Source organism: Pseudomonas morbosilactucae (assembly GCF_023241665.1).
Lineage (GTDB): Bacteria > Pseudomonadota > Gammaproteobacteria > Pseudomonadales > Pseudomonadaceae > Aquipseudomonas > Aquipseudomonas morbosilactucae.
The window spans coordinates 1-26,950 of record NZ_JALQCX010000045.1 but is presented as its reverse complement, the minus strand read 5'-3'; the positions used below and the strand labels follow the sequence as shown (position 1 = coordinate 26,950).

General features: G+C 62.6%; 18 protein-coding genes. 12 read left to right on the top strand and 6 right to left on the bottom strand.

Translation table 11 applies throughout. From position 1 onward, the window contains the following. Window positions 1–956: hypothetical protein (locus tag M1B35_RS22710; RefSeq protein ID WP_268263146.1), on the bottom strand; the 956-nt coding region annotated here is incomplete at its 3' end. 294 nt (window positions 957–1,250) lie between these two features. Here M1B35_RS22710 and M1B35_RS22705 point away from each other — a divergent pair. The 3 genes from M1B35_RS22705 to M1B35_RS22695 all read left to right on the top strand — a co-directional run bounded on the left by M1B35_RS22705 (window position 1,251) and on the right by M1B35_RS22695 (window position 5,245). Then, a complete protein-coding gene (locus M1B35_RS22705; protein WP_123335131.1) occupies window positions 1,251–1,757 on the top strand; it encodes a sigma-70 family RNA polymerase sigma factor in 507 nt (168 codons plus the stop codon). After that, entirely contained in the window at window positions 1,757–2,716 is a 960-nt protein-coding gene (locus M1B35_RS22700) for a FecR domain-containing protein (RefSeq protein ID WP_268263145.1), read from the top strand. Before M1B35_RS22705 ends, M1B35_RS22700 begins: the two co-directional genes overlap by 1 nt. Before the next feature lie 105 nt (window positions 2,717–2,821). Then, entirely contained in the window at window positions 2,822–5,245 is a 2,424-nt protein-coding gene (locus tag M1B35_RS22695) for a TonB-dependent receptor (RefSeq protein ID WP_268263144.1), read from the top strand. 111 nt (window positions 5,246–5,356) lie between these two features. On the opposite strand, the gene M1B35_RS22690 is transcribed toward M1B35_RS22695, so the two are convergent. From M1B35_RS22690 to M1B35_RS22675, 4 genes are all read right to left on the bottom strand, one after another. Then, window positions 5,357–5,806, bottom strand: a complete 450-nt coding sequence (locus M1B35_RS22690) for an ANTAR domain-containing protein (protein WP_268263143.1) — start codon at window positions 5,804–5,806, stop codon at window positions 5,357–5,359. Between the two features lie 174 nt (window positions 5,807–5,980). After that, on the bottom strand, window positions 5,981–8,749 hold the full coding sequence (mgtA, locus tag M1B35_RS22685) for a magnesium-translocating P-type ATPase (protein ID WP_268263142.1): 2,769 nt from the start codon (window positions 8,747–8,749) through the stop codon (window positions 5,981–5,983). Between the two features lie 480 nt (window positions 8,750–9,229). Beyond that, window positions 9,230–10,567 (bottom strand): lysine N(6)-hydroxylase/L-ornithine N(5)-oxygenase family protein, encoded by a 1,338-nt coding sequence (locus M1B35_RS22680; protein ID WP_268263141.1) that lies wholly within the window; start codon window positions 10,565–10,567, stop codon window positions 9,230–9,232. Window positions 10,568–10,689: 122 nt separating this feature from the next. Further along, window positions 10,690–11,172, bottom strand: a complete 483-nt coding sequence (locus M1B35_RS22675; protein WP_279653875.1) for a sigma-70 family RNA polymerase sigma factor — start codon at window positions 11,170–11,172, stop codon at window positions 10,690–10,692. 283 nt (window positions 11,173–11,455) lie between these two features. Here M1B35_RS22675 and M1B35_RS22670 point away from each other — a divergent pair, with 283 nt between their 5' ends. The 5 genes from M1B35_RS22670 (at window position 11,456) to M1B35_RS22650 (ending at window position 18,784) form a co-directional block, all read left to right on the top strand. Continuing rightward, the gene (locus M1B35_RS22670) at window positions 11,456–12,628 is read left to right on the top strand and encodes an efflux RND transporter periplasmic adaptor subunit (protein ID WP_268263140.1); all 1,173 of its coding nucleotides are present in this window, start codon (window positions 11,456–11,458) and stop codon (window positions 12,626–12,628) included. Beyond that, window positions 12,629–14,599 carry a MacB family efflux pump subunit gene (locus tag M1B35_RS22665; RefSeq protein WP_268263139.1) on the top strand — a complete coding sequence of 657 codons (1,971 nt, stop codon included), beginning with the start codon at window positions 12,629–12,631 and terminating at the stop codon, window positions 14,597–14,599. Window positions 14,600–14,613: 14 nt separating this feature from the next. After that, on the top strand, window positions 14,614–16,008 hold the full coding sequence (locus M1B35_RS22660) for an efflux transporter outer membrane subunit (RefSeq protein ID WP_268263138.1): 1,395 nt from the start codon (window positions 14,614–14,616) through the stop codon (window positions 16,006–16,008). Between the two features lie 84 nt (window positions 16,009–16,092). Continuing rightward, entirely contained in the window at window positions 16,093–17,112 is a 1,020-nt protein-coding gene (locus M1B35_RS22655; RefSeq protein WP_268263137.1) for a GNAT family N-acetyltransferase, read from the top strand. A 22-nt stretch (window positions 17,113–17,134) separates the two neighbouring features. Then, entirely contained in the window at window positions 17,135–18,784 is a 1,650-nt protein-coding gene (locus M1B35_RS22650; RefSeq protein ID WP_268263136.1) for a cyclic peptide export ABC transporter, read from the top strand. A gap of 72 nt (window positions 18,785–18,856) precedes the next feature. Here M1B35_RS22650 and pvdP read toward each other — a convergent pair whose 3' ends face one another. Beyond that, on the bottom strand, window positions 18,857–20,485 hold the full coding sequence (pvdP, locus tag M1B35_RS22645) for a pyoverdine maturation tyrosinase PvdP (protein WP_268263135.1): 1,629 nt from the start codon (window positions 20,483–20,485) through the stop codon (window positions 18,857–18,859). 210 nt (window positions 20,486–20,695) lie between these two features. Between pvdP and M1B35_RS22640 the strand changes: the two genes are divergently transcribed. The 4 genes from M1B35_RS22640 to M1B35_RS22625 all read left to right on the top strand — a co-directional run. Next, window positions 20,696–22,069, top strand: a complete 1,374-nt coding sequence (locus M1B35_RS22640; protein ID WP_268263134.1) for a dipeptidase — start codon at window positions 20,696–20,698, stop codon at window positions 22,067–22,069. Between the two features lie 23 nt (window positions 22,070–22,092). Beyond that, window positions 22,093–23,379, top strand: a complete 1,287-nt coding sequence (gene pvdN, locus M1B35_RS22635) for a pyoverdine-tailoring periplasmic protein PvdN (RefSeq protein WP_268263133.1) — start codon at window positions 22,093–22,095, stop codon at window positions 23,377–23,379. A gap of 37 nt (window positions 23,380–23,416) precedes the next feature. Next, entirely contained in the window at window positions 23,417–24,286 is an 870-nt protein-coding gene (gene pvdO, locus M1B35_RS22630) for a dihydropyoverdine dehydrogenase (protein ID WP_268263132.1), read from the top strand. Between the two features lie 172 nt (window positions 24,287–24,458). After that, a partial coding sequence (locus tag M1B35_RS22625; protein ID WP_268263131.1) for a condensation domain-containing protein occupies window positions 24,459–26,950 on the top strand: 2,492 nt, incomplete at its 3' end.

The following is a 26,950-nucleotide window of genomic DNA, read 5'->3' as shown; positions in this document are numbered from 1 at the left end:
GCCTCGGCCAGGGCGCGGGCCTCGGCGCGCAGTGCCCCATCCTCCAGCTGGTTGGCCAGGGCCCACAGCAGGCGCAAAGCATGGCCACGCTGATCGGGCTTGCCGGCCTGGATCATCTGGCTCAAGGGTTGCAGGGCGCCACGCTGGCAGTGCAGCAACAGAGGCGCGGCCTGTTCACGCACCTCTTTGTTGCCGCCACAGGCCATTTCACACAGCTCCCCGGCCATGCGGGTCATCACCGGCGGATCGAGGTCGGTCATCAGGTTCATGACCTGGAACTTGAGGTACATGTCACCCGCCAGCAGCAACGGCCGCAACGCCTCGACATGGCGCAGCACCCATTGCGAATAGCCGTCCATGTAAGGCACCAGGTAAATGCCATAACCCGGGCGATAGGCGTCGTTGGAACCGCTGAAACAAGCGGTCAGCAGCGCCGAGGGCGGCAGGTGCGCCTCCAGCAACAGGGCTTCCATCAAGGGCGCGCTGATGCGCTGGATGATCCGCGTCTCGTCGGTCTGGGGGTCGCGAAACAGCTCGACGCTATGGGTCAGGAGCAGTTCCGGCCAATGGCAACCGTCGTCCATGGCGATCCCGAAACGATGGGCCGGGCAGGCCTCCAGCACCCGTGCCCAGCGCAGCAGCTGGGCCGGATCGACATCGGTCATATCGTGATACAGCCGCGGCCCGAGACTGCCGACCCGGCAGGCGTGCCCGCGCAGCACATTGAGGTAATTGGCGACCGCGTAGCGCTGCCCCAGCTCGGCCAGCACTTGCGGGCCATCGCCCTGGCGCACGTAGGTCAGGATCGCTTCGGCCAGACCGGGCCGGCCGCCGTCCTCGGGCAACTGGTCAAGGGGCGCAAGGTAGGTCTGCAGGCGTTGCAGCCAAACGCTGGTCGTCGCTTCGGCCGGCGCTGCGCCGGTCCCACCCAATACCTTGCCAATCCATTTGAGCATCTGTCGTCCTGTTCACTGAGGGTCCATTTCGGGCTCGCAGGGTATAACACAATGCCCATGGACGGCAGGGGGGGCGGCATGCTCGGCCAACGCTCTGGACCGCGCACCAGCGACATTGGTTTGCCAGGAATGGATGCCGAGCGGGGCCGCAACCCATGATCAATGCCGGCGAAGTTCAACGGTCCCGCAGGCCTGCACGGGTGCCGCTTGCCAGGGCTCGGTCCGCGCCACTAGAATGCGATCAATTCTTAATTACACTCAGGCCTGGATGCCCGAACCGAGTCCCAGCCCCCCATGCCTCCCGCTGACCCGCCCCTCAATCAACAGATCCACACCCTCTATAGCGAACACCACGGCTGGCTGCAGGCGTGGCTCAAGCGCAAGTTGGGCAATGCCTGGGATGCGGCGGACCTGGCCCATGACACCTTCCTGCGCCTGCTCAGCCGACCGCTGACCCGGCCCCTGGGTCATGAGCCCCGGGCGCTGCTGACCCACATTGCCAAAGGCTTGGTGGTGGACCGCTGGCGGCGCCAGGACGTGGAGCGCGCGTACCTGGAAACCATTGCGCACCTGCCGGTCGAAGAGGTGCCCGGCCCGGAAACCCGCCTGTTGATACTGGAGGCGCTGTGGCGCATCGAAGCCCTGCTGCGGGAGATGCCGGCGGCCACCCGTGAAGCGTTCCTGCTGTCGCAGATCGAGGGCCTGACTTACCCACAGATCGCCGCCCGGCTGGACCTGTCGCTGATCACGGTCAAACGCTACATGCGCAGTGCCTTCATCACCTGCCTGAGCGTGGCCTGATGAACCCGAATAGCATTGACCCGCAGATCCTCGGCGAGGCCGCCGACTGGCTGGTGCAACTGCATTCCGGCGCCGCCACTGCCGAAGATCATCAGGCGATCCAGCAATGGCGCAGCCGCAGCGCCGCCCATGCCCAGGCCTGGCTGCGGGCCGAGGCGATCCTTGGTGACTTGCGCAATGTTCCTGCCGGCATCGCCGTGCAAACCCTGCAACGGGCCGAACGTCGCGACGGCTTGAGTCGGCGCCAGACGCTCACCCGCCTCGGCCTGTTGCTGCTTGCCGGCCCCGTGGGCATTGCCTGCCAGCAAGTGTCGTGGGAGCAATGGACCGCCGACCAGCGCACCGCCGTCGGCGAACAGAAAAACCTGCAACTGCCCGATGGTTCGCACCTGCTGCTCAACACCGACAGTTCCCTGGACATCGCCTTCAACGCCCAAGAGCGCCGGGTCCGTTTGCTCACCGGGGAAGTGCTGATCAGCACCGCCCAGGACCCCGGCAACCGCCCCTTTATTGTGCAAACCCCGCAAGGCACGGCCCGGGCCCTAGGCACCCGGTTCTGCGTGCGGATCAACGGCGTACGCAGCCAAGTCTCGGTGCTTGAGGGCGCGGTGCAAGTCAGGCCGCAACAGCTGGGCGAGCAATCCCTGATCAACGCCGGCGAACGCCTGAGTTTCAAAAGTGATCGACTCGACCCGCTGGAACCCTTCGCCGCCAGCAGCCTGACCTGGGACAAAGGCATGCTGATGGCCAACAACCTGCGCCTGGCGGAACTGCTCGACGAGCTCTCGCGCTATCGCCCCGGAGTCTTACGCTGCGCCAGCGAAGTGGCCGAAATCAGGGTTTCCGGAGCGTTCCCCCTGCGTGACACCGAGGCCAGCCTGGGGTTGCTGCAAGACACCCTGCCGTTGCGGGTCAGCCGCCTGACGCGCTTCTGGGTGTCGGTGGACGCCGCCAGCTGATTCTCACGCTCGAAAAATAAATACGCGGTGGCTGATACCTTTTTCCGTCTCGTTCGGTGAGTGGAATAACCCCCCCTTATTCCACGCGTTGCACAGGAACCCCGAATGACTCCCAGGCCCCTGCATTCATTGACTGTTTTCCCCCTCAAGGCCCTGGGCCTGTCCGTGACCCTGGCGCTGGGTGCCCTGCTACCGACCGCGCAAAGCCTGGCCGCCGAGGACAGCTCGGCCAGCGTCCAGCGCTACGCCATCGCTCCCGGCCCCTTGAACCAGGTGCTGGCGCAATTCGCCGCCAGCGCCGGGGTGCCGCTGTCATTCGACCCGGCCTTGCTGGGCAATCGCCAAAGCAGCGGCTTGCAGGGTGAATACAACGTGCAGGAGGGTTTTGCCCGCTTGTTGCAAGGCAGCGGCCTGAGCCTGAGCAGCGGCGCCAACGGCTACACCCTGGTGCCCCAGGCCAGCGACGGCGCCCTGGAATTGGGAGCGACCACGGTCAGCGCCCAAGCCGACGACGGCGATGACAGCTACGCCGGCGGCCAAGTGGCCCGGGGCGCACGCCTGGGCGTGCTGGGCAACCAGCAACTCAAGGATGTGCCTTTCAGCGTCACTGCCTTCACCGCCAAGACCATCGCCGACCAACAGGCCCAGACCGTGGGCGACGTGTTGCTCAACGACGCATCGGTGCGCCAGTCTGCCGGCTTCGGCAACTTTTCCCAGGTGTTCATGATTCGCGGCCTGCCCCTGAACGGCGATGACATTTCCTATAACGGTCTCTACGGCTTGCTACCCCGGCAGATCATCGCCACCGAAGCCCTGGAGCGGGTGGAGCTGTTCAAGGGGCCGAATGCTTTCGTCAACGGCGTCACCCCCGGTGGCAGCGGCATCGGCGGCGGGGTCAACCTGCAACCCAAGCGCGCCGGCGACACCCCGACCCGCAGCGTGACCCTGGACAGCAACGGCAGCGGCCGCACTGGCGGGCACATCGATCTGGGCCAACGCTTTGGCGAAGACCAGCGCTTCGGCGCGCGGCTCAACCTGTTGCAACGCGAAGGCCAGACCCGTATCGACGACGAAGACCAGCGTTCGACCCTGGCCACCCTGGGCCTGGACTATCGCGGTGAGCGCCTGCGACTGTCAGCGGACGTGGGCTACCAGAAGCAAGTCATCAATCAGGGGCGCCCGGTGGTCTACCTGGCCAGCACCCTGGACAAAGTGCCCCACGCGCCGTCTGCCAAGGGCAACTACGCCCAAAGCTGGAGCTACTCGCAACTGGAAGACACCTTCGGCATGGCTCGGGCCGAATACGATTTCAGCGACAACTGGACCGGCTACGTGGCCGGCGGCGCCAAGCACACACGGGAGAACGGTGTGTATTCCTCGCTGACCCTCAACGACCTGGCCGGCAACGGCCGTGGCGGCATGCTGTACTCGCCCCACGACGAGGATAACCAGAGCTTGATGGCCGGCCTCAATGGTCGGGTGCAGACCGGGCCGATCAGCCATCAACTCAACCTCGGCCTCGCGGGCATGTGGGGCGAACAGCGCTCGGCCTTCGAAAACATCGGCGCCGCCTCCCGTTACTTCAACAACATTTATCACCCGACGCCCCAGCCGCGCCCGACGCCGACCTCATTCGGCAGCGACATCCACGACCCACGCATTGTCGGCAAGAACCAGCTCAAGAGCGCGGCCCTCTCCGACACCCTGGGCTTCATCGATGACCGGGTTCTGCTGACCCTGGGTCTGCGCCGGCAATCCATCAGCGTCGATGGCTGGAACACCACCAGCGGCGCCCGTACCGCCCGCTACCAGGAGTCCATCACCACGCCGGTCTATGGGCTGGTGCTCAAGCCCTGGGAATATGTGTCGTTCTACGCCAACCGCATCGAAGGTCTGGCCAAGGGGCCAACCCCACCGACCAGCGCCAGCAACAACCAGGACACTTTCCCGCCGGTACGCAGCAAACAAGTGGAAGCCGGGGTACGCCTGGACATGGACACCTTCGGCGGCAGCCTGGGGGTGTATCGCATCGAGCAGCCGTCCAGCTACACCCAGGACGGAATCTTCCGGGTCGACGGCCAGCAATTGAACAAGGGCGTGGAACTCAGCCTGTATGGCGAGCCCCTGCGCGGCCTGCGCCTGCTGGGCGGTGCCACGGTGATGAAGACCCGCATCGACGGCAGCGTCAACGGCGTCAATGACGGCAACCGCGCGGTGGGCGTGCCGAGCTTCCAGTTGAACATCGGGGCGGACTGGGACGTGCCGGGAGTTGAAGGCGCCGCCCTGAGTGCACGCATGCTGCGCACCGGCGGCCAGTACGTGAACGCCAGCAACAGCTTGAGCCTGCCCACCTGGAACCGCTTCGACCTCGGCTCACGCTACCGTTTCAAGCTGGATGAAAAGGACATCACTCTGCGAGCCAACCTGGAAAACGTGGCTAACACGGCCTACTGGGCCTCGGCCAACGGCGGCTACCTGACCCAAGGCACACCGCGTACGCTGAAAGTCTCGGCGACCCTGGACTTCTAAGGCGGCGCATGGCCGGGCTGCGAGCCCGACCACCTGAAACGCCCACGCTCCCGAAGGAGGCCGTGGGGGGCAGAGTTTGAAACGTCAAGCTTCGAGCTTGCAGCTAAGCGCTTAGCGCGACAGCATCCTCCAGCCCTGATGCAAGGCCGGCATCCAGTTCACCTCGTGGGTCACGCCGCGAACCTGCGGCGGGTCCACCCGGGCCATCAAACGCTTGAGTGCCGGCATGTCGGGTAAACGCGCCGGGCTGATCTGCACCTTGCTGCGCAGGTTGAACGAGGGTGACGATAACGCGTGGCCGTCGTAGACAAGGGCATGACCGACCAGTGGGTGGTCCTGGCAGAACGCCAGCGGGTCGAGCCCGGACGGTACGCCCAGGGAGGCGTTGACGATCAACAGATCGAAGGGCTCGCACCCGTACTCCACCAGACTCAACAGTTCTTCAAGGCTGTGCACCGGCGCGATGCGGTAATAGCCCATCTGGTTCAACGTTCTCTCGATTCTCATCCGATAAAAATGCTGCTCATCGGCAATCAGGATACGCAGCGCTTTGTTTGCCATGTTGATAACCCTGTGTAGTCAAATCCGGGCCCGCGGATGCCAGGCTCCTGCATAACGGCAAAAGGCTAAGGACATCGCCGATCACTGGCTTTAGGAACATTCTTAAAACCGCGCCTGAACACCCGCCCGGCCGCTGTACGGTCCAGCCGCCAGGCAGAGGCGCGGCAACAGCCCCTATTGCCAGCCGAAGCGCCGGACGTAAAAGCCTTTGACCGCCTGGGTCAGGGCCATGTACGCCAGCAGGATCAACGGCAGGAACACAAAGTACAGCGACGGCAACGCCTGCAATTTGAAGTAGTGCGCCAGCGGCCCCATCGGCAGGAAGATCCCCACGGCCATGATGATCCCGGTCATCACCATCAGCGGCAGGGCCGCGCGGCTTTGCAGGAACGGAATCTTCGGCGTGCGGATCATGTGCACGATCAGGGTCTGGGTCAGCAGCCCCACCACGAACCAGCCGGACTGGAACAGCGTCTGGTGGTCCGGGGTATTGGCGTCGAAGACGTACCACATCAAGGCAAAGGTGGTGATGTCGAAGATCGAGCTGATGGGCCCGAAAAACAGCATGAACCGTCCCACATCCCCGGGCTGCCAGCGCTGGGGTTGCTTGAGCATTTCCTCGTCGACGTTATCGAACGGAATGGCGATCTGGGAAATGTCATACAGCAGGTTCTGCACCAGCAAATGCATCGGCAACATCGGCAGGAACGGGATAAAGGCGCTGGCCACCAGCACCGAGAACACGTTGCCGAAGTTGGAGCTGGCGGTCATCTTGATGTACTTGAGCATGTTGGCGAAGGTCCGACGCCCTTCCAGCACACCCTCCTCCAGCACCATCAGGCTTTTTTCCAGGAGGATGATGTCGGCGGCTTCCTTGGCGATGTCCACCGCGCTGTCCACGGAAATGCCGATGTCGGCGGTGCGCAGCGCCGGGGCGTCGTTGATGCCGTCGCCCATGAACCCCACCACGTGACCGTTGGCCTTGAGCAGACGAACGATGCGCTCCTTGTGGGTCGGCGTCAGCTTGGCGAACACGTTGGTGGTCTCCACCGCCTTGGCCAGCGCCTCGTCGCTCATGCCCTCGATGTCGTTGCCCAGCAGCAGGCCTTGTTGCTCCAGGCCCACTTCACGGCAGATCTTCGCCGTGACCCGCTCGTTGTCGCCGGTCAGCACTTTCACCGCTACGCCATGCTCGGCCAGGGCCTTGAGCGCCGGGGCAGTGCTTTCCTTGGGCGGATCGAGAAAGGCCACGTAGCCGATCAAGGTCAGCTCCTGCTCATCGGCCAGGCTGTAAGTGTCGCGCCCCTCAAGCATCGGCCGCGCCGCCACCGCCACCACGCGCAGCCCCTCTTCATTGAGCGCCGCAGTCACCTGACGAATCCGCTCCAGCAAAGTGTCGGTCAAGACCTCTTCAGCCTCACCGTGACGCACCCGTTGGCACACCGCCAGGACCTCTTCCACTGCCCCTTTGCAGATCAACAGGTGCGGGCGGTCCTTCTCGGCCACCACCACCGACATGCGCCGCCGGGTGAAGTCGAACGGGATCTCGTCGACCTTCTGGAAAGCCGTGCCGACCTTGAGTTCGCGGTGCACTTCCACATGCTCCAGCACTGCCACGTCCAGCAGGTTTTTCAGCCCGGTCTGGTAGTAGCTGTTGAGGTAGGCCATCTCCAGCACGTCATCGGAGTCCTCGCCCCAGACGTCCACATGCCGCGCCAGGAAGATCTTGTCCTGGGTCAGGGTGCCGGTCTTGTCGGTGCACAGCACGTCCATGGCACCGAAGTTCTGGATCGCATCCAGGCGCTTGACGATGACCTTCTTGCGCGACAGGAACACCGCCCCCTTGGCCAGGGTCGAGGTGACAATCATCGGCAGCATTTCCGGGGTCAGGCCCACGGCAATCGACAGGGCAAACAGCAGCGCCTCCATCCAGTCGCCCTTGGTGAAACCGTTGATGAACAACACCAGCGGCGCCATGACGAACATAAAGCGGATCAGCAGCCAGCTGACCTTGTTGACCCCACTCTGGAACGACGTGGGCGCGCGATCGGTGGCACTGACACGCTGGGCCAGGGCACCGAAATAGGTGCTGTTGCCGGTGGTGAGGATCACCGCCGTGGCCGAACCGGACACCACGTTGGTGCCCATGAACAGGATGTTGTCCAAGTCCAGGGGATTGCTGGTGTCGGCGTCCTGCTGGCGAGGAAATTTCTCCACTGGCATGGACTCACCGGTCATCGCCGCCTGGCTGACGAACAAGTCCTTGGCGCTGAGCACCCGGCAATCGGCGGGAATCATGTCCCCGGCCGACAGCACAATCAGGTCCCCTGGCACCAGTTGCTTGATCGGCAGTTCGATCCGCTGAGCCCCCTGGCTGGCAGCGGCCGCCCCCTGGAAACGGCCAAACACCGGCGGCGTCGCCTGGGCAGCGGCACCGCTGCGCATCACCGTGGCGGTGTTGCTGACCATGGCCTTCAAGGCATCGGCGGCCTGGTTCGACTTGGCTTCCTGCCAGAAACGCAGCAGGGTCGAGAGCACCACCATGGAGAAAATCACCGTGGCGGCCTTCATGTCCTCGGTCAGCCAGGAAATCACCGCCAACAAAGTCAGCAGCAGGTTGAAGGGGTTTTTATAGCAGTGCCACAGGTGCACCCAGGCTGGCAGCGGCTGCTCGTGCTCGACCTCATTCAGGCCATGTCGCTCGCGCAGCGCGGCAGCTTCCGCCTCGCTCAAGCCGTCACTGTGACTGCCCAATTGGTCCAGCAGCGCTGACGCATCGCTGTTGGCCGCCACCACCAGGGTGTGCGCCAGGGTGGGCGGCACATCGCGACTGACGCTGGCGTCACTGAAGTTTTCCAGCAACGCCAGGCGGCGAAAATGGCGGGCGAAATGCCGGGTCCGCAGAAAGCCGGCAAAGAACTCTTTCAAGAGGGTGAGGTTCATGGCTGTGTCCCCTGACGATCAGCTCAGAAAGACCCGCAGCAGGTACCGCACCCGTCGTGCCGACCGGCATGACAGGCGAGTTCGTAGCGCGACGATGACGGGCATCGCGCACTGTTCAGTGTCGTAGAGAGAGGCGTCGGGAGGCCGGCCGTAAGGGCCGTGATCGGGATGCCGCTGCTCGCTGTTACGGCGAGGCAACGACAGACAAAGAGCTGCGCGTTAGCTTGCCGGGAAGGTGCCGGTTAACAGAACCGGCCGACTACTGTCACTCGAACAAGTACCCACTCTGGGTCTCCGCTTGGTTGAAAACGGGCGAAGCTTACGCCGCGCTATTGGCCGAGTAAATTGCCTGGGGAGCTACGGGAGGGGGAATTGAACGGTTCTTCAGCGAGGGTTCAGGAACGGCGGGATGAGGGCGAAAAAAAGCCGGCCAGCCGCCCCTGCCGAATCAAGGCAGGGACCGGCTGGCCGATGCACGAATCAGCTGGCGGTGGCCAACAACACGTCATGCACCGAGCGGCTGTGACCGCGGGATTTGCCGTGTTCGTACAGCGATAGGGCGATCTCTTCGGAACGGATCGGCAGGATCGACAGCAAGGTATCGCTCAAACCATGGCTGGCTTGGCAGAAGCCCTGCATGTAGATGCCCGCCTTGCAGCGCTCGTCGGTCTTCAAGCGGTAGTCACGATTGACCTCGTAGTCACCCAGGTATTCGGCCAACGGCTCGAGCAGATGGCGATGCAACTGGCGCTCGTAACCCGTGGCCAGGATCACCACGTCGTACTGATGCCCGTTGATCTCGCCATTGGCGTTGTTGCGCAACGCCAACTCGACGCCGGACTCGGTACCGGTCGCGCGCTCCACAGTGGTCAGGCTGCGGAAGGCATGGCGCGGCACACCCGACACTTTCTGGCGATAGAAAATCCCGTAGATGCGCTCGATCAAATCGATATCGACCACCGAATAGTTGGTGCTCTGGTACTCGTTGATCAGCCGTTCGCGCTCGGCGGTGTTCTGCTGGTAGATCAAATCGGTGAACTCGGGCGAGAACACCTCGTTGACGAAAGGGCTGTCATCCGCCGGCTTCAGGGCCGAACTGCGCAGGATCCAGTCCACTTGCACCGACGGGTAGCTGTCGTTCAGGTCGATAAAGGCTTCTGCCGCGCTTTGCCCACTGCCGACGATTGCGATGCGCATCGGCTTACCCGTGACACAGGCTTGCTTCGCCATGCGTTCCAGATACTGAGAGTGATGGAAGACCCGGGCATCGTCACGCAGCGCCTGGAACGCCAGGGGAATCCGCGGAGTACCACCGGCGCTGACCACCACCGAGCGGGTGGTGCGCACAAACTGCTCGCCCTGGGTATCACGGGAAACAACCCGCAGCGCCTCGACCTGCTGTTGATGCAACACCGGCTCAATGGCCAACACTTCTTCGCCGTAGCGGCTTTGCTCCTGGAAATGCCCGGCGACCCAACGCAAGTAGTCATTGAACTCCATGCGGCAGGGGTAAAAGGTGCCGAGGTTGATGAAGTCCACCAGACGGCCATGAGCCTTGAGATAATTGACGAACGAGTAAGGGCTGGTGGGGTTGCGCAGGGTCACCAGGTCCTTGAGGAAGGAAATCTGCAACTCGCTCTGGCTGACCAGAGTGTTGCCGTGCCAGCGATAGTCGGCCTGTTTGTCGAGAAACAGCACGTCCAGTTCACCGTGACGCTGCCCCTGCTCCTGCAGGGCAATGGCCAGAGCCAGGTTGGAAGGGCCGAAACCAACGCCGATCAAGTCATGAACGATGGCCGATGCGATTGCCTGTGTCATTTCCAGTGTCCTCTGGATTGCCCCTGAGAGTGGGGAGGGAAAGCCTGGTTGACCTGGCCGGGTCAGGCCACGGCAGGTCGTCTGTTGAATAGGAACGAGGACAATGAAAAAAAATTTAAGACTCAGGCCGAGTCCCACTGCCGAATGCGGGTCCGGCAGTGCTTCATGGCATTGACGATATGCTTCTCTACCAGGCTGCGGGAAATCTTCAGAGTGGCCGCAATTTCCGGGTGAGACATACCCTCGAGCTTGCGCAACATGAAACTTTGCCGGCACAGCGGCGATAATTCATCGAGCGCCCGCTGCAACATATCCAGACGCTGGCCCTGATCGATGGCGGTATGCGGCGAAGGGCTGAAAAAACGCTCCTCGATCTCGAGTACATCCAACGGCTCGGTTTGGCGGATGCCATTGCGACGATGGTTATCGATGACCAAATTCAGCGCCGTACGGAATAGAAAGGCCTTGGGCTGCTCAATCGGCGCCTCGCTGGAGCGCTCCAACACGCGCAGATAAGCGTCATGCACCACATCCTCTGCCGCCTGACGGTTGCCGAGTTTGGCATTCAGAAATGCAAGCAGATCCCGATAGTAGTTTTCCAACATGATTCCCGGTTGCGACATGAGCGGCAACGATCCTTGAACGCAATCAGAACCCCGAAGCGAGGGGGCAGGATGATAGCAGTTTGACGCAATCTAACTTATAGTAATTCTCATCTAGATTTAAATAAATGATTAAATTCATCTCCGACATATTCAGCAAAACCCCCCTCGGACACCGCGCTAAATTTTGCCCTGACAACCTCGTTCAAATGACAGCCCCGTGATTCCCAGCGCAGCAAAACTGCCAGCGCAATGACGGGCGGACCCACACTGGCCGGAACCCTGCATGAAACGTCCCCGATTCGCCCGACGCGCCCTGCTTGCCGCACTTTGCCTGATTCCCGTTTTCGCCCTTACTGCCTGGCAATTCATCCCCGCGGGGCGCGATAGCCTGACCACCGTGACAGTGACCCGGGGCGACATTGAAAGCAGCGTGACGGCCATTGGTACCCTGCAACCCCGTCGTTATGTCGACGTGGGCGCCCAAGCCTCCGGGCAAATCCACAAGATCAATGTGGAGGTGGGTGACCAAGTCAAGGAAGGCCAGTTGCTGGTGGAGATCGACCCCTCGACCCAGCAGGCCAGACTCGATGCCGGCCGCTATTCCATTGAAAACCTGCAAGCCCAGCTGCAGGAGCAACGCGCCCTGAACGAGCTGGCCCGGCAGAAATCCCAACGCCAACAAAACCTTGCCGCCGGCGGCGCGACCCGAGAGGAAGACGTGCAAACAGCACGCGCCGAACTCAAGGCCACCCAGGCTCGTATCGACATGTTCCAGGCGCAGATTCGCCAGGCCCAGGCCAGCCTCCGTAGTGACCAGGCTGAGCTGGGCTACACCCGCATCTATGCCCCCATGAGCGGCACGGTGGTGGCCCTGGATGCCCGGGAAGGCCAAACCCTCAACGCCCAACAGCGAACCCCATTGATTTTGCGCATCGCCAAACTGTCGCCCATGACGGTCTGGGCAGAGGTTTCGGAAGCCGATATCGGTCAGGTCAAACCCGGCATGCAAGCCTACTTCACCACCCTCAGTGGCGGCTCCCGTCGATGGAGCAGCACGGTGCGGCAAATTCTTCCGGTACCGCCCAAGCCCCTGGATGAAAGCAACCAGGGCGGCGGTAGCCCAACCAGTAGTAGCAAGAACGGCGGCGGCCGCGTGGTGCTCTACACCGTACTGCTGGACGTGGATAACCCCGACGGTGCGCTGATGGCGGAAATGACCACCCAGGTGTTTTTCGTTGCCGAACGAGCACAGAACGTGCTCACCGCGCCAATTTCCGCGCTGAACTATGGCAAGCAGGCCGACCATCGCCTGGTCCAGGTCGTGGCGGAAAATGGCACCGTCCAGGACCGCGAGGTTCGCACCGGTGTCAGCGATCGCTTGCGCGTGCAAATCCTCGATGGCCTTGAGGAAGGCGACCACCTGCTGATCAGCCCCAACACCGGCACCGGAGGCTGAATGCCAACCCCACTGATCGACCTGCGAGACATCCGCAAATCCTATGGTGGCATCGACACCCCGCGGGTGGATGTCCTGCGCGGTATCAGCCTGTCGATCCAGGCTGGCGAGTTCGTGGCCATCGTTGGCGCCTCGGGCTCTGGCAAATCGACCCTGATGAACATCCTCGGTTGCCTCGACCGCCCCACCAGCGGTGACTACCTGTTTGCCGGCGAGCACGTGGCCAACCTAGAGGGTGACGAACTGGCCTGGTTGCGCCGCGAAGCCTTCGGTTTCGTATTCCAGGGCTACCACCTGATCCCCTCGGGCTCGGCCCAGGAAAACGTCGAAATGCCGGCCATCTACGCCGGCACGCCGGCCGCCGAGCGCCACGCCCGCGCCGCCGCCCTGCTCACCCGCCTGGGCCTGGCCGAGCGTACCGGTAATCGCCCCCATCAACTTTCCGGCGGCCAACAGCAACGAGTGTCCATCGCTCGTGCACTGATGAACGGCGGCCATATCATTCTTGCCGACGAGCCCACCGGCGCCCTGGACAGCCACAGCGGCACCGAGGTCATGGCCCTGCTCGACGAGTTGGCCGAGCAAGGCCATGTGGTGATCCTCATCACCCACGACCGCGAAGTGGCCGCGCGGGCCAAGCGCATCATCGAGATCCGCGACGGCGAGATCATCAGCGACAGCCTCCAGGACGGCGCCCCGCGCAACACCCCGAACAACGGCCAGGTCCTGCAAGCGGTAGACCTGCGCCAACGCCTGAATGACGGCAGCGAACACAACGGCGCCTGGAAAGGCGAACTGCTGGATGCAATCAAGGCGGCCTGGCGGGTCATGTGGATCAATCGCTTCCGCACCGCCCTGACCCTGCTCGGCATCATCATCGGGGTCGCCTCGGTGGTGGTGATGCTGGCGGTCGGTGAAGGCAGCAAGCGCCAGGTCATGGCCCAGATGGGCGCCTTCGGCTCCAACATCATTTACCTCAACGGCAAGCCCCCCGCGCCTCGGGCGCCCTCGGGCATCATCAGTCTGTACGACACCCGCGCCATCGGCACCCTCCCCCAGGTGCGGATGATCATGCCGGTCAATGGTGGCAAGGCCGGCGTGCGCTTCGGCAATGTCGACCTGACCCTGTATGTCGGCGGCTCCAATACCTACTTCCCGAAGATCTTCAACTGGCCGGTGGTCCAGGGCAGTTTCTTCACCGATACCGACGAAGCCTCCGGCGCAGCGGTGGCGGTGATCGGCGAAAAGACCCGGGAAAAACTCTTCGGCAACAGCAATCCGCTGGGCCAGTACATCCTGATCGAGAACTCGCCGTTCCAGGTGATCGGCGTATTGGCCGCCAAAGGCGCCAGTTCTGGCGAACAGGATGCGGACGAACGGGTGATGATCCCCTACACCACCGCCAGCGTGCGCCTGTTCGGCAACCATGACCCTGAATACGTGGTGATCGCCGCCGCCGACGCGCGCCAGGTCAAGGACACCGAAAAGGTCATCGACCAGTTGCTGTTCAAGCTGCACAACGGCGTGCACGACTACGAGTTGACCAACAACGCCGCGATGATCCAGGCCGAAGCCCGGACCCAGAACACCCTGTCCCTGATGCTCGGCGCCATCGCCGCCATTTCCCTATTGGTGGGCGGCATCGGAGTGATGAACATCATGCTCATGACGGTGCGCGAGCGAACCCGGGAAATCGGCATCCGCATGGCCACCGGCGCCCGCCAGCGGGACATTCTGCGGCAGTTCCTGACCGAGGCGGTGATGCTCACCGTGGTCGGCGGGGTTACCGGCATCGTCCTGGCGCTGTTGATCGGCGGCGCGCTGACCCTGAGCAAGGTGGCCGTGGCCTTTTCCCTAGAGGCGGCACTCGGTGCCTTCGCCTGCGCCGTGGTCACCGGGGTGATTTTCGGCTTCATGCCGGCCCGCAAAGCCGCCCGCCTCGACCCGGTCGCGGCCCTTACCAGCGTATGACTAGCGAATCCTTTATGAAGCCGCCATTTGCCTTGCTTGCCACCTGCCTGCTCCTGAGTGCCTGCGCCGCCCCGAGTGCACCGCCGCAAAGCGGCTTGCAGCCGCCACCCGAGTGGCAGTCGGCAGCATCCGAGAGCGTGCCGCAAAACCTCCCTGCCTGGTGGCAAGCCTTCGGCAGCCCGGAACTGGACCGCCTGGTGGAGCAGGCCCGAGTCGGCAGCTATGAGGTCGGCGCCGCCATGGCCCGGGTGCGCCAGGCCCAGGCCGACGCAGTGATCGCCGGCGGCCCGCTGCTGCCGGAAATCAGCGCCGGACTGAATGCCAACCGCGAACAACTGCTACGCGGCGACGGTTACAGCCAGCTCAACTCCTCCTCTAGCCAGCGCGCCACCCACTACTTCGATACCTCCCTGAGCGCCAGCTATGAAGTGGATTTCTGGGGTGGTAACACGGCCGCACGCGACAGCGCCCGGCAGAGCCTGCGCGCCAGCGAGTTCGATCGGGCCACGGTGGAGCTGACCCTGCTCGGCAAGGTCGCCGACAGCTATATGCAAGTCCTGGCCCTGCAGGAGCAAGGCCGGATCGCCGCGCTCAACCTGGCCAATGCCGAGAACGTCCAGAAACTGGTGCAGACCCGCTACGACGCCGGCTCCGCCACAGCCCTGGAGCTGGCCCAGCAAAAAAGCCTGGTCGCGACCCAGCAACGACAACTGCCCCTCTATCAGCAGCAAGCCCGGGAGGCCTTGATTACCCTGGCCACGCTGCTGGGCCAGCCGGTGCAAAATCTCCAACTGGGTGCCCAGGGTTTCGAGCAGATACGCTGGCCTGCCATCAACGCCGGCCTGCCCAGCGAGCTGCTGAGTCGCCGTCCGGACATCGCCAATGCCGAAGCCAAACTGGCAGCCGCCCAGGCGGATGTGCGAGTGGCCCGTGCCGCCTTGCTGCCCAAACTCAACCTGACCGCCACCCTGGGGTCGGGCGCCGACCGCTTTCCTGAGATTCTGCGCAACCCCTTCGGCACACTGGCCGCCGGCCTGACGGCACCGATTTTCAACAACGGCCGGCTCAAGGCTGAGCGCGACAAGGCCACGGCGATTCAGGACGAACTGCTGCAAACTTACCGTGGCACCATCATTGCCGGCTTCGGCGATGTGGAAAAAGCCCTGAACACCGTCGACGGTGTCGACCAGCAACGGCGCTGGCAGGACGAAGAGCTGCAACAAGCGCGCAAGGCCTTCCAGATTGCCGAAAGCCGCTACCAGGCCGGTGCGGAAGACCTGCTCACAGTGCTCGAAACCCAGCGCACGCTGTACCAGGCCCAGGACCTGGAGGTGCAATTGCGCCTGCAACGGGTCCTGGCCAGCATTGCCTTGTACAAAGCCCTGGGGGGTGGTTGGCAGGTGATGTAAACGCCTAAACATCAGCGGGTGCAGTTCGTCTTTACCTATGGATAGAACCTGATCGGTCGCACGCGACCCACCATAGGAAACCTTATGAACTCTCCCTCTTTCAGCCTGGCCCTGGCTGATGGCCGCCACGCGACCGCACAGGATGAAACACCCGAAAGCGGCAGCCTGCGCATCGACGGCGGCGACCTGATTGCCTACCGGGAAGTCGACGGCCGCATTCTCTTCGACAATTTCCCAGAAACCCTGCCCGCCAGTGCCCTGCTGGCCTTGCTGGCCACGCGTTTCTGCCATCGCAGCAAATGCGAGCAGGTGACCCTGCTGCTGCCCGTCAGTCGCGAGTACGCCGTTTCTGCGGTGCGCCAAGGCCTGTTCGATCATTGGCAAAACACCGAAAACGGCCAGGTTGAACTGCGCTGCCTGCGCCAGACCTTCTGGCAGCAGCCCCTGCCCTGGCTCACCGCGCCGGCCAGCGCCCACACGCCGCCGATCTATCGCTTCACCGGCGAAAAACGCCACCCTCAGCGGCCGCCTCAACCGACCGGGGACGTCTATCGACGCTGGTTGCCGCGCCTGAACACCACCTTCTCCCTGCGCACCATCGACCCGGTAAAAGACCTGGAAGCCTTCAACCGCTGGATGAACCTGGAACAGGTGGCGTACTTCTGGGAGCAGTCCGGCAGCCTGGAAGAGCACGCCGAGTACCTGCACGCCATGCTCCAGGACCCACGCGTACATCCGCTGATCGGCTGTTTTGACGACGAGCCGTTCGCCTATTTCGAGGTGTACTGGTGCAAGGAAGATCGCATCGCACCTTACTACGATGTCGCCGATTTCGACCGCGGCTGGCATGTGGTGGTCGGTGAAAACAAACACCAGGGGATCGGCAAACTGCGGGCCTGGTTCCGCTCACTGATGCACTACATGTTCCTGGACGACCCACGTACCCAGCGCATCCTCGGTGAACCACGGATCGACCATAACCGGCAGATCGACTTCCTCAAGTCCCAGGGTTTCGGCCATCTGAAAGACATCCAGCTGGCCCACAAGAAAGCCGCCTTGTTGCGCCTGGAACGTGAAGCCTTCTTTGACGACCACGCCCTTTAATTCGCCGAGAGAAGACGTTTTCATGACCAGCAATTCGCTCAGCGCCACCCGCGAGCTCTCCAAGTTACTCAAGCCCTTCTGGCCCATCGTCGCCGGCGCCATTGCCCTCGGGATCCTCGGCGGTTTCAGTGTCACCACGCTGCTGGCCACCATCAACCGCGCACTCAACACCCAAGGCGGCCTGACCCACGCGGTGATGTGGGTCTTTGCCAGTTTGTGCGTGTTGTCGTTGCTCAGCTCGATCTTCTCGGACATGGGCACCAACTTCGTCGGCCAGAAGATCATCGCCAAGTTGCGCAAGGAGCTTGGGGAAAAAGTCCTGTCGGCGCCCATCGACCAGATCGAACGCTATCGCAGCCATCGCCTGATCCCGGTCCTGACCCACGACATCGACACCGTCAGCGATTTCTCCTTCGCTTTTGCGCCCCTGACCATTTCGATGACCGTGACCCTGGGCTGCATGGGTTACCTGGCAATGCTGTCCTGGCCCCTGTTCCTTTTGATGCTGGTGGCGCTGGGCGTCGGCATCGCCGCCCAGGTGGTCGCCCGCACCCGCGGCATCAGAGGGTTCGCCGTGGCCCGGGAGGCCGAGGATGAACTGCAGAAAAACTACAACGCCATCGCCCAGGGCGCCAAGGAGCTGCGGATTCACCGGCCACGCCGGCACCGCATGTTCACCCAGCGCATCCAGGCGATCAGCGAACATATCTGCGCCACCCAGGTAAAGTCGGTCAACACCTACATCATCGCCAAGACCTTTGGATCGACCTTGTTCTTCATCGTGATCGGCCTCGCCCTGCTGATGGAAAACACCTGGCCGAGCGCAGACAAGGCGGCCATGAGCGGGTTTGTCCTGGTGCTGCTGTACATGAAAGGCCCCCTGGACCATCTGGTCAGCGTCCTGCCTCTGGTGAGCCGGGCACAAGTGGCATTCCAGCGAATCGCCGAACTGTCCGAGCAGTTCTCTTCGCCCGAACCTCACCTGTTGCTCAATGAAAAGGGGGCGTCGAACCAGCACATCCAAAGCCTGGAATTACGCAACGTGCAGTACGCGTTCCCGGTGGTGGATGGCAGCACCCCGTTCCGCCTGGGCCCGGTCAACCTGAAGATCAACCAGGGCGATATCGTGTTCATCGTCGGCGAAAACGGTTGCGGCAAGACCACCCTGATCAAGCTGTTGCTCGGGCTCTATGCGCCTCAAACCGGTGATATCTACCTTGATGGCCAAGCCGTCACTGCCGAGAACCGCGACGATTATCGTCAACTCTTCACCACCATTTTTGCCGACTACTACCTGTTCGACGATGTGGTACAAGGCGACCAGCAGATCCCTGACGACGCCACCCAGTACCTCAAGCGCCTGGAGATCGCCCACAAGGTCAGCGTGCGCGATGGCGCCTTCACCACCACCGACCTGTCCACCGGCCAACGCAAGCGCCTGGCCCTGGTCAACGCCTGGCTGGAACAGCGCCCAGTGCTGGTGTTCGATGAATGGGCGGCGGACCAGGACCCGACCTTCCGCCGGATCTTCTACACCGAACTCTTGCCGGACCTGAAACGCCTGGGCAAGACCATCATCGTCATCTCCCACGATGACCGTTACTTCAACATCGCTGACCAGCTGGTGCGCATGGACACCGGCAAAGTCCGCGCCGAGGCACAACCGGCCTGATCGAACAGGCACAAAAAAAGCGGCCAACAGCCGCTTTTTTTGTGGGTCACATCCGGTGCCCGGCACCTGCGACTAACGCTTGAGGTGCTGGGCGTACCAGGGACGGCGTGGCGCCCGCTTGAGCAGGTCGGGCACCTCCGCGTCACGGCTCAGGGCGATGCGCAAGGCCAGCTTCATCAGTTCTACATCCATCTCCAGCGAGGCATCGCCCACGACCGTGCCCAGCGGGCCGCAACCGTGGGTCGAAGGGCCCAACCAAGGATCGGCGATGTCTACCCAGCGACCCGGTGCGAACCAGGCCACACCGTTGACGTCACGACGCAGCACCTCACCCGGGTGAGCCCGCTCATGGGCCCGGAACCAGTCCTCGATACGGTCGTCGATCCAGCCATGAAAGCCCCAGAACACTGGGTTGACGTGGGAGGAAAAAGGGTCCGAAAGAAAATCGTTCTGCGCCTCGAACCAGCGCCCGGCAAAGTCCGAGGAAAGCCGTGCTTCCATCACCGGCATGCCATTGGAGGGGTCCCGGGCGACACTGGCATAGCGCATATGCAGCCAGTCGTGCAGCCCCAACTCGATCTCGGAACCAAACTCGCCCAAGGTCATGCGCGCCAGGTACTCAGGGTCCTGGTACTGCGACTCCCATACCTGGAAGTTGCTGTAGAAGCCCTCATTGCTTTTCAGGCCATGGAGCAGTTCGGTGAACTCCTGATCCCCAGCGCTGATCCAGGCCGGAGGCACGGAGCAGCCGTCATGGTTGTCGTAATAACGCAGAAACGCCTGACGATCATGTTCGATGTAACTGGGCGGCAACGGCATTCGCGGCCAGGACACCAGGCTCGGCTGCAAAGCACGGGCCTGGCCCAGCATATGCCGGTGCATAAAGAGGAAGTCGACGCCGGAGCCATTACGATGCTTGCGGCGCCCGCGAGCTCCGCGCTCCTTGTCCAGGGGCCCAGGCTGCCAGCCCAGGCCGCGCAGGCTGTGGCGTTTGTCCTTGGGCAGGGAGTGCCAGCGATCGCGGGAGGCATGCCAGAGCTGGTGGTAAAGCCGATGGGCCGGTGCCACCAGCCACTCCAGCAGATCGGGCTGCAATGGCGTGCGCTCCCGCGCTTCGGGAAACGCTCGCTTGCGCGCGACAAAGCGCAAGGCATTGGCCGGTAGCAGTTTCGAGCGATCCAGCACCTCGATACTGCCGCTGAGGGAACCGCTGCCCGCATTGCCCCACTCGGCCCAGACCTCGTCCAGCAGCAGGTGACATTCGTGACTCGGCGCCCCGTTCATCTGACCACCGGCGAACAGCCGCCAACTGATCTTGGCGCCATCGCCATTGACCAAGTCGCCGGCGACGAAAAACTCCGGCTGCCCTTGCCCGCGCAAGCTCTGCGGGCGTCCCAGGTAACCGCGAATCCCGCGTCCGGTGGGGCCCACATCCAGCAATAACTCGCAGCCGGTACGGGGCAAGCCTTCCAACCCATGGGCATCGAGCAACTGCATATCCCAGACGCCCCGCAGGTGATCGGCCAGGCGGTTGCCGGCAGCGACGACTGGCGCCAGGGTGGCTTCCCCGGGAGTGATTTCCCGGTCTTCCTGCTCCCGCTTGTCTCTGCGCAACAACTCCTGCTGGGTATAGAACGCCACCGGAATGGCCGCCCCCGTCACCGCCAGCCCGGTCAAAAATCCCCTTCGAGAAAACCTCATCGCTCTACCTATCTTCAGTGGCGCGTCGCATCTACCTAGAACGTTGGATTTGCGGGGAAATTTACCGTCATGGCACTACCCACCGGCTAAATTTGCCGGTCGCCGGCTCGTTTATCGCGGATAGAAGTTCACAAAAGGTCTGGCCGAAGCAGCCTTCACGCACGCCTCTCGGCCGATCTCGTCATCCGCCCGCCTGCGACTGGGATAGCAATGATCAAATTGTCTGGTAAAAAAACCCTCTATCTGAGCCTGCTCCTGCTCGTCATTGCCGCAGTCGGCATCGGTGCTGGCGCAGCGTGGCACTTCTACTGGAAAGGCCGCGTCAACTACCCCAACGAGATCGTCAAACACGCCAACGACTTGCAGGAACGCATCCTGTCCTTCGATAGCCACATCACCGTGCCGCTGGACTTCGGCACTGAAGGCACCGAGGCGGACAAGGACGGGCGCCGCCAGTTCGACCTGGTCAAGGCCGGACGCGGGCGCATGTCCGGCGCGGCCTTGAGCATCCTTGCCTGGCCGGAAATCTGGGCCGGCCCCAACGCCCCCCATCGCCCCACTCCGGGCTTTGTCGAGGAGGCACGCCATCAGCAAGACATTCGTTATCGAATCATTCAGAGCCTGGTGCGCGACTTCCCCAATCAAGTGGCAATCGCCTACACCCCGGCCGACTTCCGGCGTATCGCCAGCGAGGGCAAGCTGGCCATCGTCATCAGCCTGCTCAATGCCTACACCATGGGCGACGACCTGACCCGCCTGGACCAATGGACCGCCCGTGGCATGCGCCTGTTCGGCTTCAGCTACGTGGCCAACAACCACTGGGCAGACTCCTCGCGTCCATTGCCATTTTTCAATGACACCCGCGACGCCCTCGGCGGCCTGTCGCCGATCGGCAAACAGGCGGTCAAGCGTCTGAACGACCTGGGGGTGGTGATCGATGTGTCACAGATGTCGACCCTGGCCCTGAATGACGTGGCCGCCCTGACCCGTGCCCCGGTCGTGGCCTCCCATTCGGCGCCCCGGGGCCTGGTGGATATTCCGCGCAACCTCAGCGACAAGGAATTGCAAACCATCAAGGCCACCGGCGGCGTGGTGCAGGTGGTGGGCTTCTCCACCTACCTCAAGCCACTCTCCCAGCCATCGATCGACAAGCTCAATGAACTGCGCAAGCGCTTTGACCTGCCGCCCCTGCAAGGCCTGGAGAACGCCCTGATGCCTGGGGACGCGGTGATTTCCATCTGGTCGGAAAGCCGCTTCGGCGAATACGCCAGTGCCCTGTACGACATCATCGACGCAGAGCCCAAGGCCAGCCTCAAGGACTACGGCGATGCCATTGACTACGTGGTGAAAAAGATCGGCATCGACCATGTCGGCATCGGTTCGGACTTCAACGAAGGCGGCGGTGTAGAGGGCTGGATGAACGTCGGAGAAAACCGCAACGTCACCGCCGAACTGATCCAGCGTGGCTACTCAGACAGCGACATCGCCAAGCTCTGGGGCGAGAACTACCTGCGGGTCTGGGAAAAGGTCGAACAACTGGCCGACCCAGTGGCCGCTGCCCAACCTTCACCTGCCGCCCAGTAAGCTCACCACAGCGAGATATTTTTGTGACTGATCGTCGAACCTTTCTCAAGCAGGCCAGCCTGCTCGCGGCCGCCCTCCCCTTTGCCGGCCAGGCTTTCAGCCAAACCGCTGGCGCGTCCGCGGCCCCGTCGAGCACCGATAAATGGGGCCAGTTGCGACAACTGTTCGACCTCGATCCGGACTACGTGCACCTGTCGAACTTCCTGATCACCTCACACCCCAAGCCGGTGCGCCAGGCCATCGAAGGCTACCGTGCCGTGCTCGATCGCAACCCGGCGCTGGCCATGGACTACGACAGCCAGTTCACCTGGAAGCGCGAGGGTGAAGTCCGCGACTGGGTGGGCCGCTACCTGGACATCAAGCCCGCGCAGATCGCCCTCACCGGCAGCACCACCGAAGGCCTGGCCCTGGTCTACGGGGGCATCCAGGTGCAGCCGCACCAGGAAATCCTCACCACCGTTCACGAGCACTACTCGGCACGCAACGCCCTGAAGTACCGCAAGCAACGAGATGGCACCCAGGTGAGGACCTTCGAGCTGTTCAAGTCGGCCCATCAGGTCAGCACCGACGAGGTCCTGGGCAACATCGCGCGCAATATCCGCCCGAACACTCGGGTGCTGGGCATGACCTGGGTCCACTCGGGCAGCGGGGTGAAACTGCCCATCGGGGAAATCGGCAAGCTGGTGGCCGAGCAGAACCGCAACCGCGACGAGAAAGACCGCATCCTCTACTGCGTTGATGGCGTGCATGGCCTGGGGGTCGAAGACATCCATTTTGCCGACCTCAATTGCGACTTCTTCATGGCCGGCACCCATAAATGGATGTTCGGGCCACGGGGCACCGGCATCCTCTGCTCGCGCTCGGAAAAGCTCGAACACCTGACGCCCATGGTCGCCACCTTTTCCCAGGACAATAACTTCGCCACCACCATGACCCCGGGCGGCTATCACAGCTTCGAGCACCGCTGGGCCGTGGGCAAAGCCTTCGAACTGCACCTGCAACTGGGCAAGGCTGCCGTGCAATCACGTATCCACGAACTCAACAGCTACCTCAAGCAACGCCTCCAGGAACACCCGTCCATCGAACTGGTGACCCCGCTGAGTCCAGAGCTTTCGGCCGGCTTCACCTTTTTCCGCGGCAAAGATCTGGACACCGACGCCACCGCCGCCTGGCTGATCGAAAACCGCGTGCTGGTGGATGCCGTGTACCGCGATGCCGGTCCGGTGGTGCGCATGGCACCCGGGCTGCTCAACAGCGAGGCCGAGATCGACCAAGTCATGCTGATGCTCAGCAAGCGGTTAAAGGCCTGAAGCGCCGTTCTTATTCCACACTACAAGGTCATTTTCGATGAAACCCGTCATCTTTCACTCGCTCACCATCCTGATCGGCAGCCTGTTCAGCCTGAGCGCCCATGCCGCCAGCCACCCCGAAACCGGCAAGGTATTCAAAGACTGCAAAAACTGCCCGGAAATGGTCGTACTGCCGGCGGGCAGTTTCGTCATGGGCACGCCCGAAGGAGAAGTGGGCAAGGAGCCCGATGAAAGCCCGCAACACACCGTGACCTTCAAAAAGCCTTTCGCGATCAGCCGCTTTCATGTCACGGCCGGCGAACTGGACACCTACATCCGCGAAACCGGCGTGGTGATCAAGGACGGCGACAAACGCCCCGGCCGCCTGTGTCAGGCCAGTAAGCCACGCTACGAACAAGGGCCTCGCCAACCGGCGGTCTGTGTCGACTACTACGATGTCCAGGCCTACGCCCAATGGCTGTCGAAAAAGACCGGGCACACCTACCGCATGATCAGCGAAGCCGAGCGTGAATACGCCGCCCGGGCCGGCTCTACCGGGCCATTCCCCTTCCCGTTCGATGAAGAAGGGCAATACCAGATCAGTAAACACGCCAACACCTACGGTCCCAAGGACGGCTACAGCTACACCGCACCAGTGGGCAGCTACCCCGCGAACGCCTTTGGCGTCTACGACATGCACGGCAACGTCTACGAATGGACTGCCGATTGCTACCACCCGAACTACGTTGGCGCCCCCACGGACGGCAGCGCCTGGATGGACGCTAACAACGGCGAATGCATCGCCGCCATGATGCGCGGCAACGACTGGGGCGAAGCCCCCGTGTTCTCCCGCTCGGGCAATCGCAACAACCGCGATCGCGATGTGCGCGGCGACTTCCTCGGCTTCCGGGTCGCCCGCGAGCTCTGAAAGCACGCCGGCCCGACACGCTTTCGTCACCTCCCAAGGCGTCCCCGAACATTCGGGGACGCCTTTTTTATTCCCCACGGCCCCCGCCAACAGCGCCGGGCAGCTAAATCCCTGGTCTGGACCTTCGTCTTCTTAGCAAACCTTTTCCGCCGAATACCGTTGAGAATCGACCATGACTCCGATCAGCCAACTCCTTGAAGACGACATGCTGGCATTGCTTCTCGCCGATGAGGACGCCACGCCGAGCTTTCAATCAGGGATTTCCCTTGGCCCCGTCCCGTTGTCGTTTGCCCAACATCGTTTGTGGTTCCTACAAAACTTTGCCCCACAGAGTTCGGCCTACAACCTACCGCGCGCGCTTGAACTCAAGGGTGTACTCGACCCGACGGTGCTGGAAGCTGCCTTGCAGAAGGTGGTTGATCGTCACGATATTTTGCGCACCCGGTTTGCAGAGATCGACGGCGTACCTCTGCAAAGCATCGACCACGCCGCCCGCCTGAAACTTCAGCGGATCGACCTCGGTCATCTGCAAGCAGGCGCAGATGCACAAGACCTGGAACGCCGAATCCGCGAGGAGGCCGCTCGCCCGTTCGACCTGACCCAGGCGCCACTGATCCGCGCCACCCTGCTCACCCTCGAAGAGCAGAGCCACGTGCTGCTGCTGACCATGCACCATATCGTTTCCGATGCCTGGTCCAACCCCATCCTCATGCAGGACCTTGCGCAGGCCTATAGCTTGGCGGCCCAGGGCGACCCCCGTGCCTTGCCGCGCCCTGAAGCCCAGTACAGCGACTATGCGTTGTGGCAGCGCAAGGTCTATCTGGACAGCCCACAGAAGGTGGCCAGCGGGGAATACTGGAAGCACTACCTGGGAGGTGAAATCCTGCCGTTAGAGCTGCCCACTGATCGTCCTCGCCAGAGCAACCAGCGGCATCCTGCGGCCTATCACTATCTCGCTCTGCCAACCGCACTGAGCCAAGCAATCGAGGCATTCTGTGCACGCCATCAACTGACCCCGCTGGTGGTGCTGATGGGGGCCTGGCAACTTCTGCTGGGGCGCTACAGTGGGCAAGACGACTTCACCGTAGGCCTGCCCAACGCCACCCGAAACCTGAGTGAGACCCACGACCTGGTAGGGCTCTTTGTTACCAGCCAGATCTATCGCGCGCGCCTGCAACCGACGCAACCGGTCCTGGCTTTTTTACGCGATTTGCGCCAGCAGACCCTAGCCGCCCTAGAGCATGGGGAATACCCCTTCGAACTGATCCTCGAAGACCTGCAACTGCAACGTAGCCAACACGCCAACCCGGCGTTCCAGACGCTGTTCAACTGGCGTGTCAATACCGCAGCCGGTGGTGAATTACGCTTGGGCGACCTGCAGGTGGCGTTCCTTGAGTCGGGATTGAGCGAAGCCAAATTCGAGCTGTCGCTGGATGTGGGGTATTCGCCCCAAGGGATTGAAGCGTCATTGGAGTACAGCGCAGACCTGTTTGACCCGCAGACGGTGGCACGGATGGCGGGGCATTGGCTCAACTTGCTACAAGCAGTGGTGAGCCAGCCGCAATTGGCGGTCGGCGAGTTGCCGATGCTGGACGCGTCGGAGATGACGCACACCCTGCGCGCCTGGAACCAGACCACCACCCACTATCCCAACACGTCGCCGGTGCATCAGCTGTTCGAAGAACAGGCCGCACTCAAGCCTGAGTCGATTGCCCTGTTGTTTGGCGAGCAGCAGTTGACCTATGACCAGCTCAACCGTCGCACTAACCAACTGGCCCATAAGCTGATCGAACTGGGCGTTGGCCCCGAAGTGATGGTCGGCATTGCCGCCGAGCGCTCCCTGGACATGGTCATCGGCTTGATGGCCATCCTCAAGGCCGGCGGCGCTTACGTGCCGCTCGACCCTGAGTACCCGCAGGATCGCCTGAGCTACATGTTCGAGGACAGTGGCATTGACTTGCTGCTGACCCAGGAGCCTCTCTTGTCTGGCCTGCCGGTGTTTGGCGGGCAAACGCTGCTGTTGGAGGCGGATGTCAGCACCTACAGCGACGCCAACCCGCAGATCGAAGTGCTGGCGGAAAACCTTGCCTACGTGATCTACACGTCCGGCTCCACCGGCAAACCCAAGGGCGCCGGTAACCGCCATATCGCCTTGCACAACCGCCTGGCCTGGATGCAAGAGGCCTATCCGCTGGACGCCAGCGACACTGTGCTGCAGAAAACCCCTTTCAGCTTCGACGTTTCGGTGTGGGAGTTCTTCTGGCCGCTGATGACCGGTGCTCGCTTGGCCATCGCGGCGCCAGGTGAACACCGTGAGCCGGAAAAACTCATCGCGACGATTCAACGTCACCAGGTCACCACCCTGCACTTCGTGCCGTCGATGCTCCAGGTGTTTATCCATGAGCCGGGTGTTGAACGCTGCACCCACCTCAAGCAAATCATGTGCAGTGGCGAAGCCTTGCAGGTGGATGCGCAGTTGCAGGTGTTTGCTCGCTTGCCGGCAGCCCAGTTGTACAACCTGTATGGCCCGACCGAAGCGGCCATCGACGTCACCCACTGGACCTGCGTGGACGAGGGTTTGGACAGCGTGCCGATTGGCCAGCCGATCGCCAACCTCTACACCCATATCCTCGACACTTCGCTGAACCCTGTGCCACAAGGTGC

Coding starts and splice junctions, on each gene's coding strand:
- M1B35_RS22705 (WP_123335131.1), top strand. CDS start 1,251: ATGCCTCCCGCTGACCCGCCCCTCAATCAACAGATCCACACCCTCTAT.
- M1B35_RS22700 (WP_268263145.1), top strand. CDS start 1,757: ATGAACCCGAATAGCATTGACCCGCAGATCCTCGGCGAGGCCGCCGAC.
- M1B35_RS22695 (WP_268263144.1), top strand. CDS start 2,822: ATGACTCCCAGGCCCCTGCATTCATTGACTGTTTTCCCCCTCAAGGCC.
- M1B35_RS22690 (WP_268263143.1), bottom strand. CDS start 5,806: ATGGCAAACAAAGCGCTGCGTATCCTGATTGCCGATGAGCAGCATTTT.
- mgtA (WP_268263142.1), bottom strand. CDS start 8,749: ATGAACCTCACCCTCTTGAAAGAGTTCTTTGCCGGCTTTCTGCGGACC.
- M1B35_RS22680 (WP_268263141.1), bottom strand. CDS start 10,567: ATGACACAGGCAATCGCATCGGCCATCGTTCATGACTTGATCGGCGTT.
- M1B35_RS22675 (WP_279653875.1), bottom strand. CDS start 11,172: ATGTTGGAAAACTACTATCGGGATCTGCTTGCATTTCTGAATGCCAAA.
- M1B35_RS22670 (WP_268263140.1), top strand. CDS start 11,456: ATGAAACGTCCCCGATTCGCCCGACGCGCCCTGCTTGCCGCACTTTGC.
- M1B35_RS22665 (WP_268263139.1), top strand. CDS start 12,629: ATGCCAACCCCACTGATCGACCTGCGAGACATCCGCAAATCCTATGGT.
- M1B35_RS22660 (WP_268263138.1), top strand. CDS start 14,614: ATGAAGCCGCCATTTGCCTTGCTTGCCACCTGCCTGCTCCTGAGTGCC.
- M1B35_RS22655 (WP_268263137.1), top strand. CDS start 16,093: ATGAACTCTCCCTCTTTCAGCCTGGCCCTGGCTGATGGCCGCCACGCG.
- M1B35_RS22650 (WP_268263136.1), top strand. CDS start 17,135: ATGACCAGCAATTCGCTCAGCGCCACCCGCGAGCTCTCCAAGTTACTC.
- pvdP (WP_268263135.1), bottom strand. CDS start 20,485: ATGAGGTTTTCTCGAAGGGGATTTTTGACCGGGCTGGCGGTGACGGGG.
- M1B35_RS22640 (WP_268263134.1), top strand. CDS start 20,696: ATGATCAAATTGTCTGGTAAAAAAACCCTCTATCTGAGCCTGCTCCTG.
- pvdO (WP_268263132.1), top strand. CDS start 23,417: ATGAAACCCGTCATCTTTCACTCGCTCACCATCCTGATCGGCAGCCTG.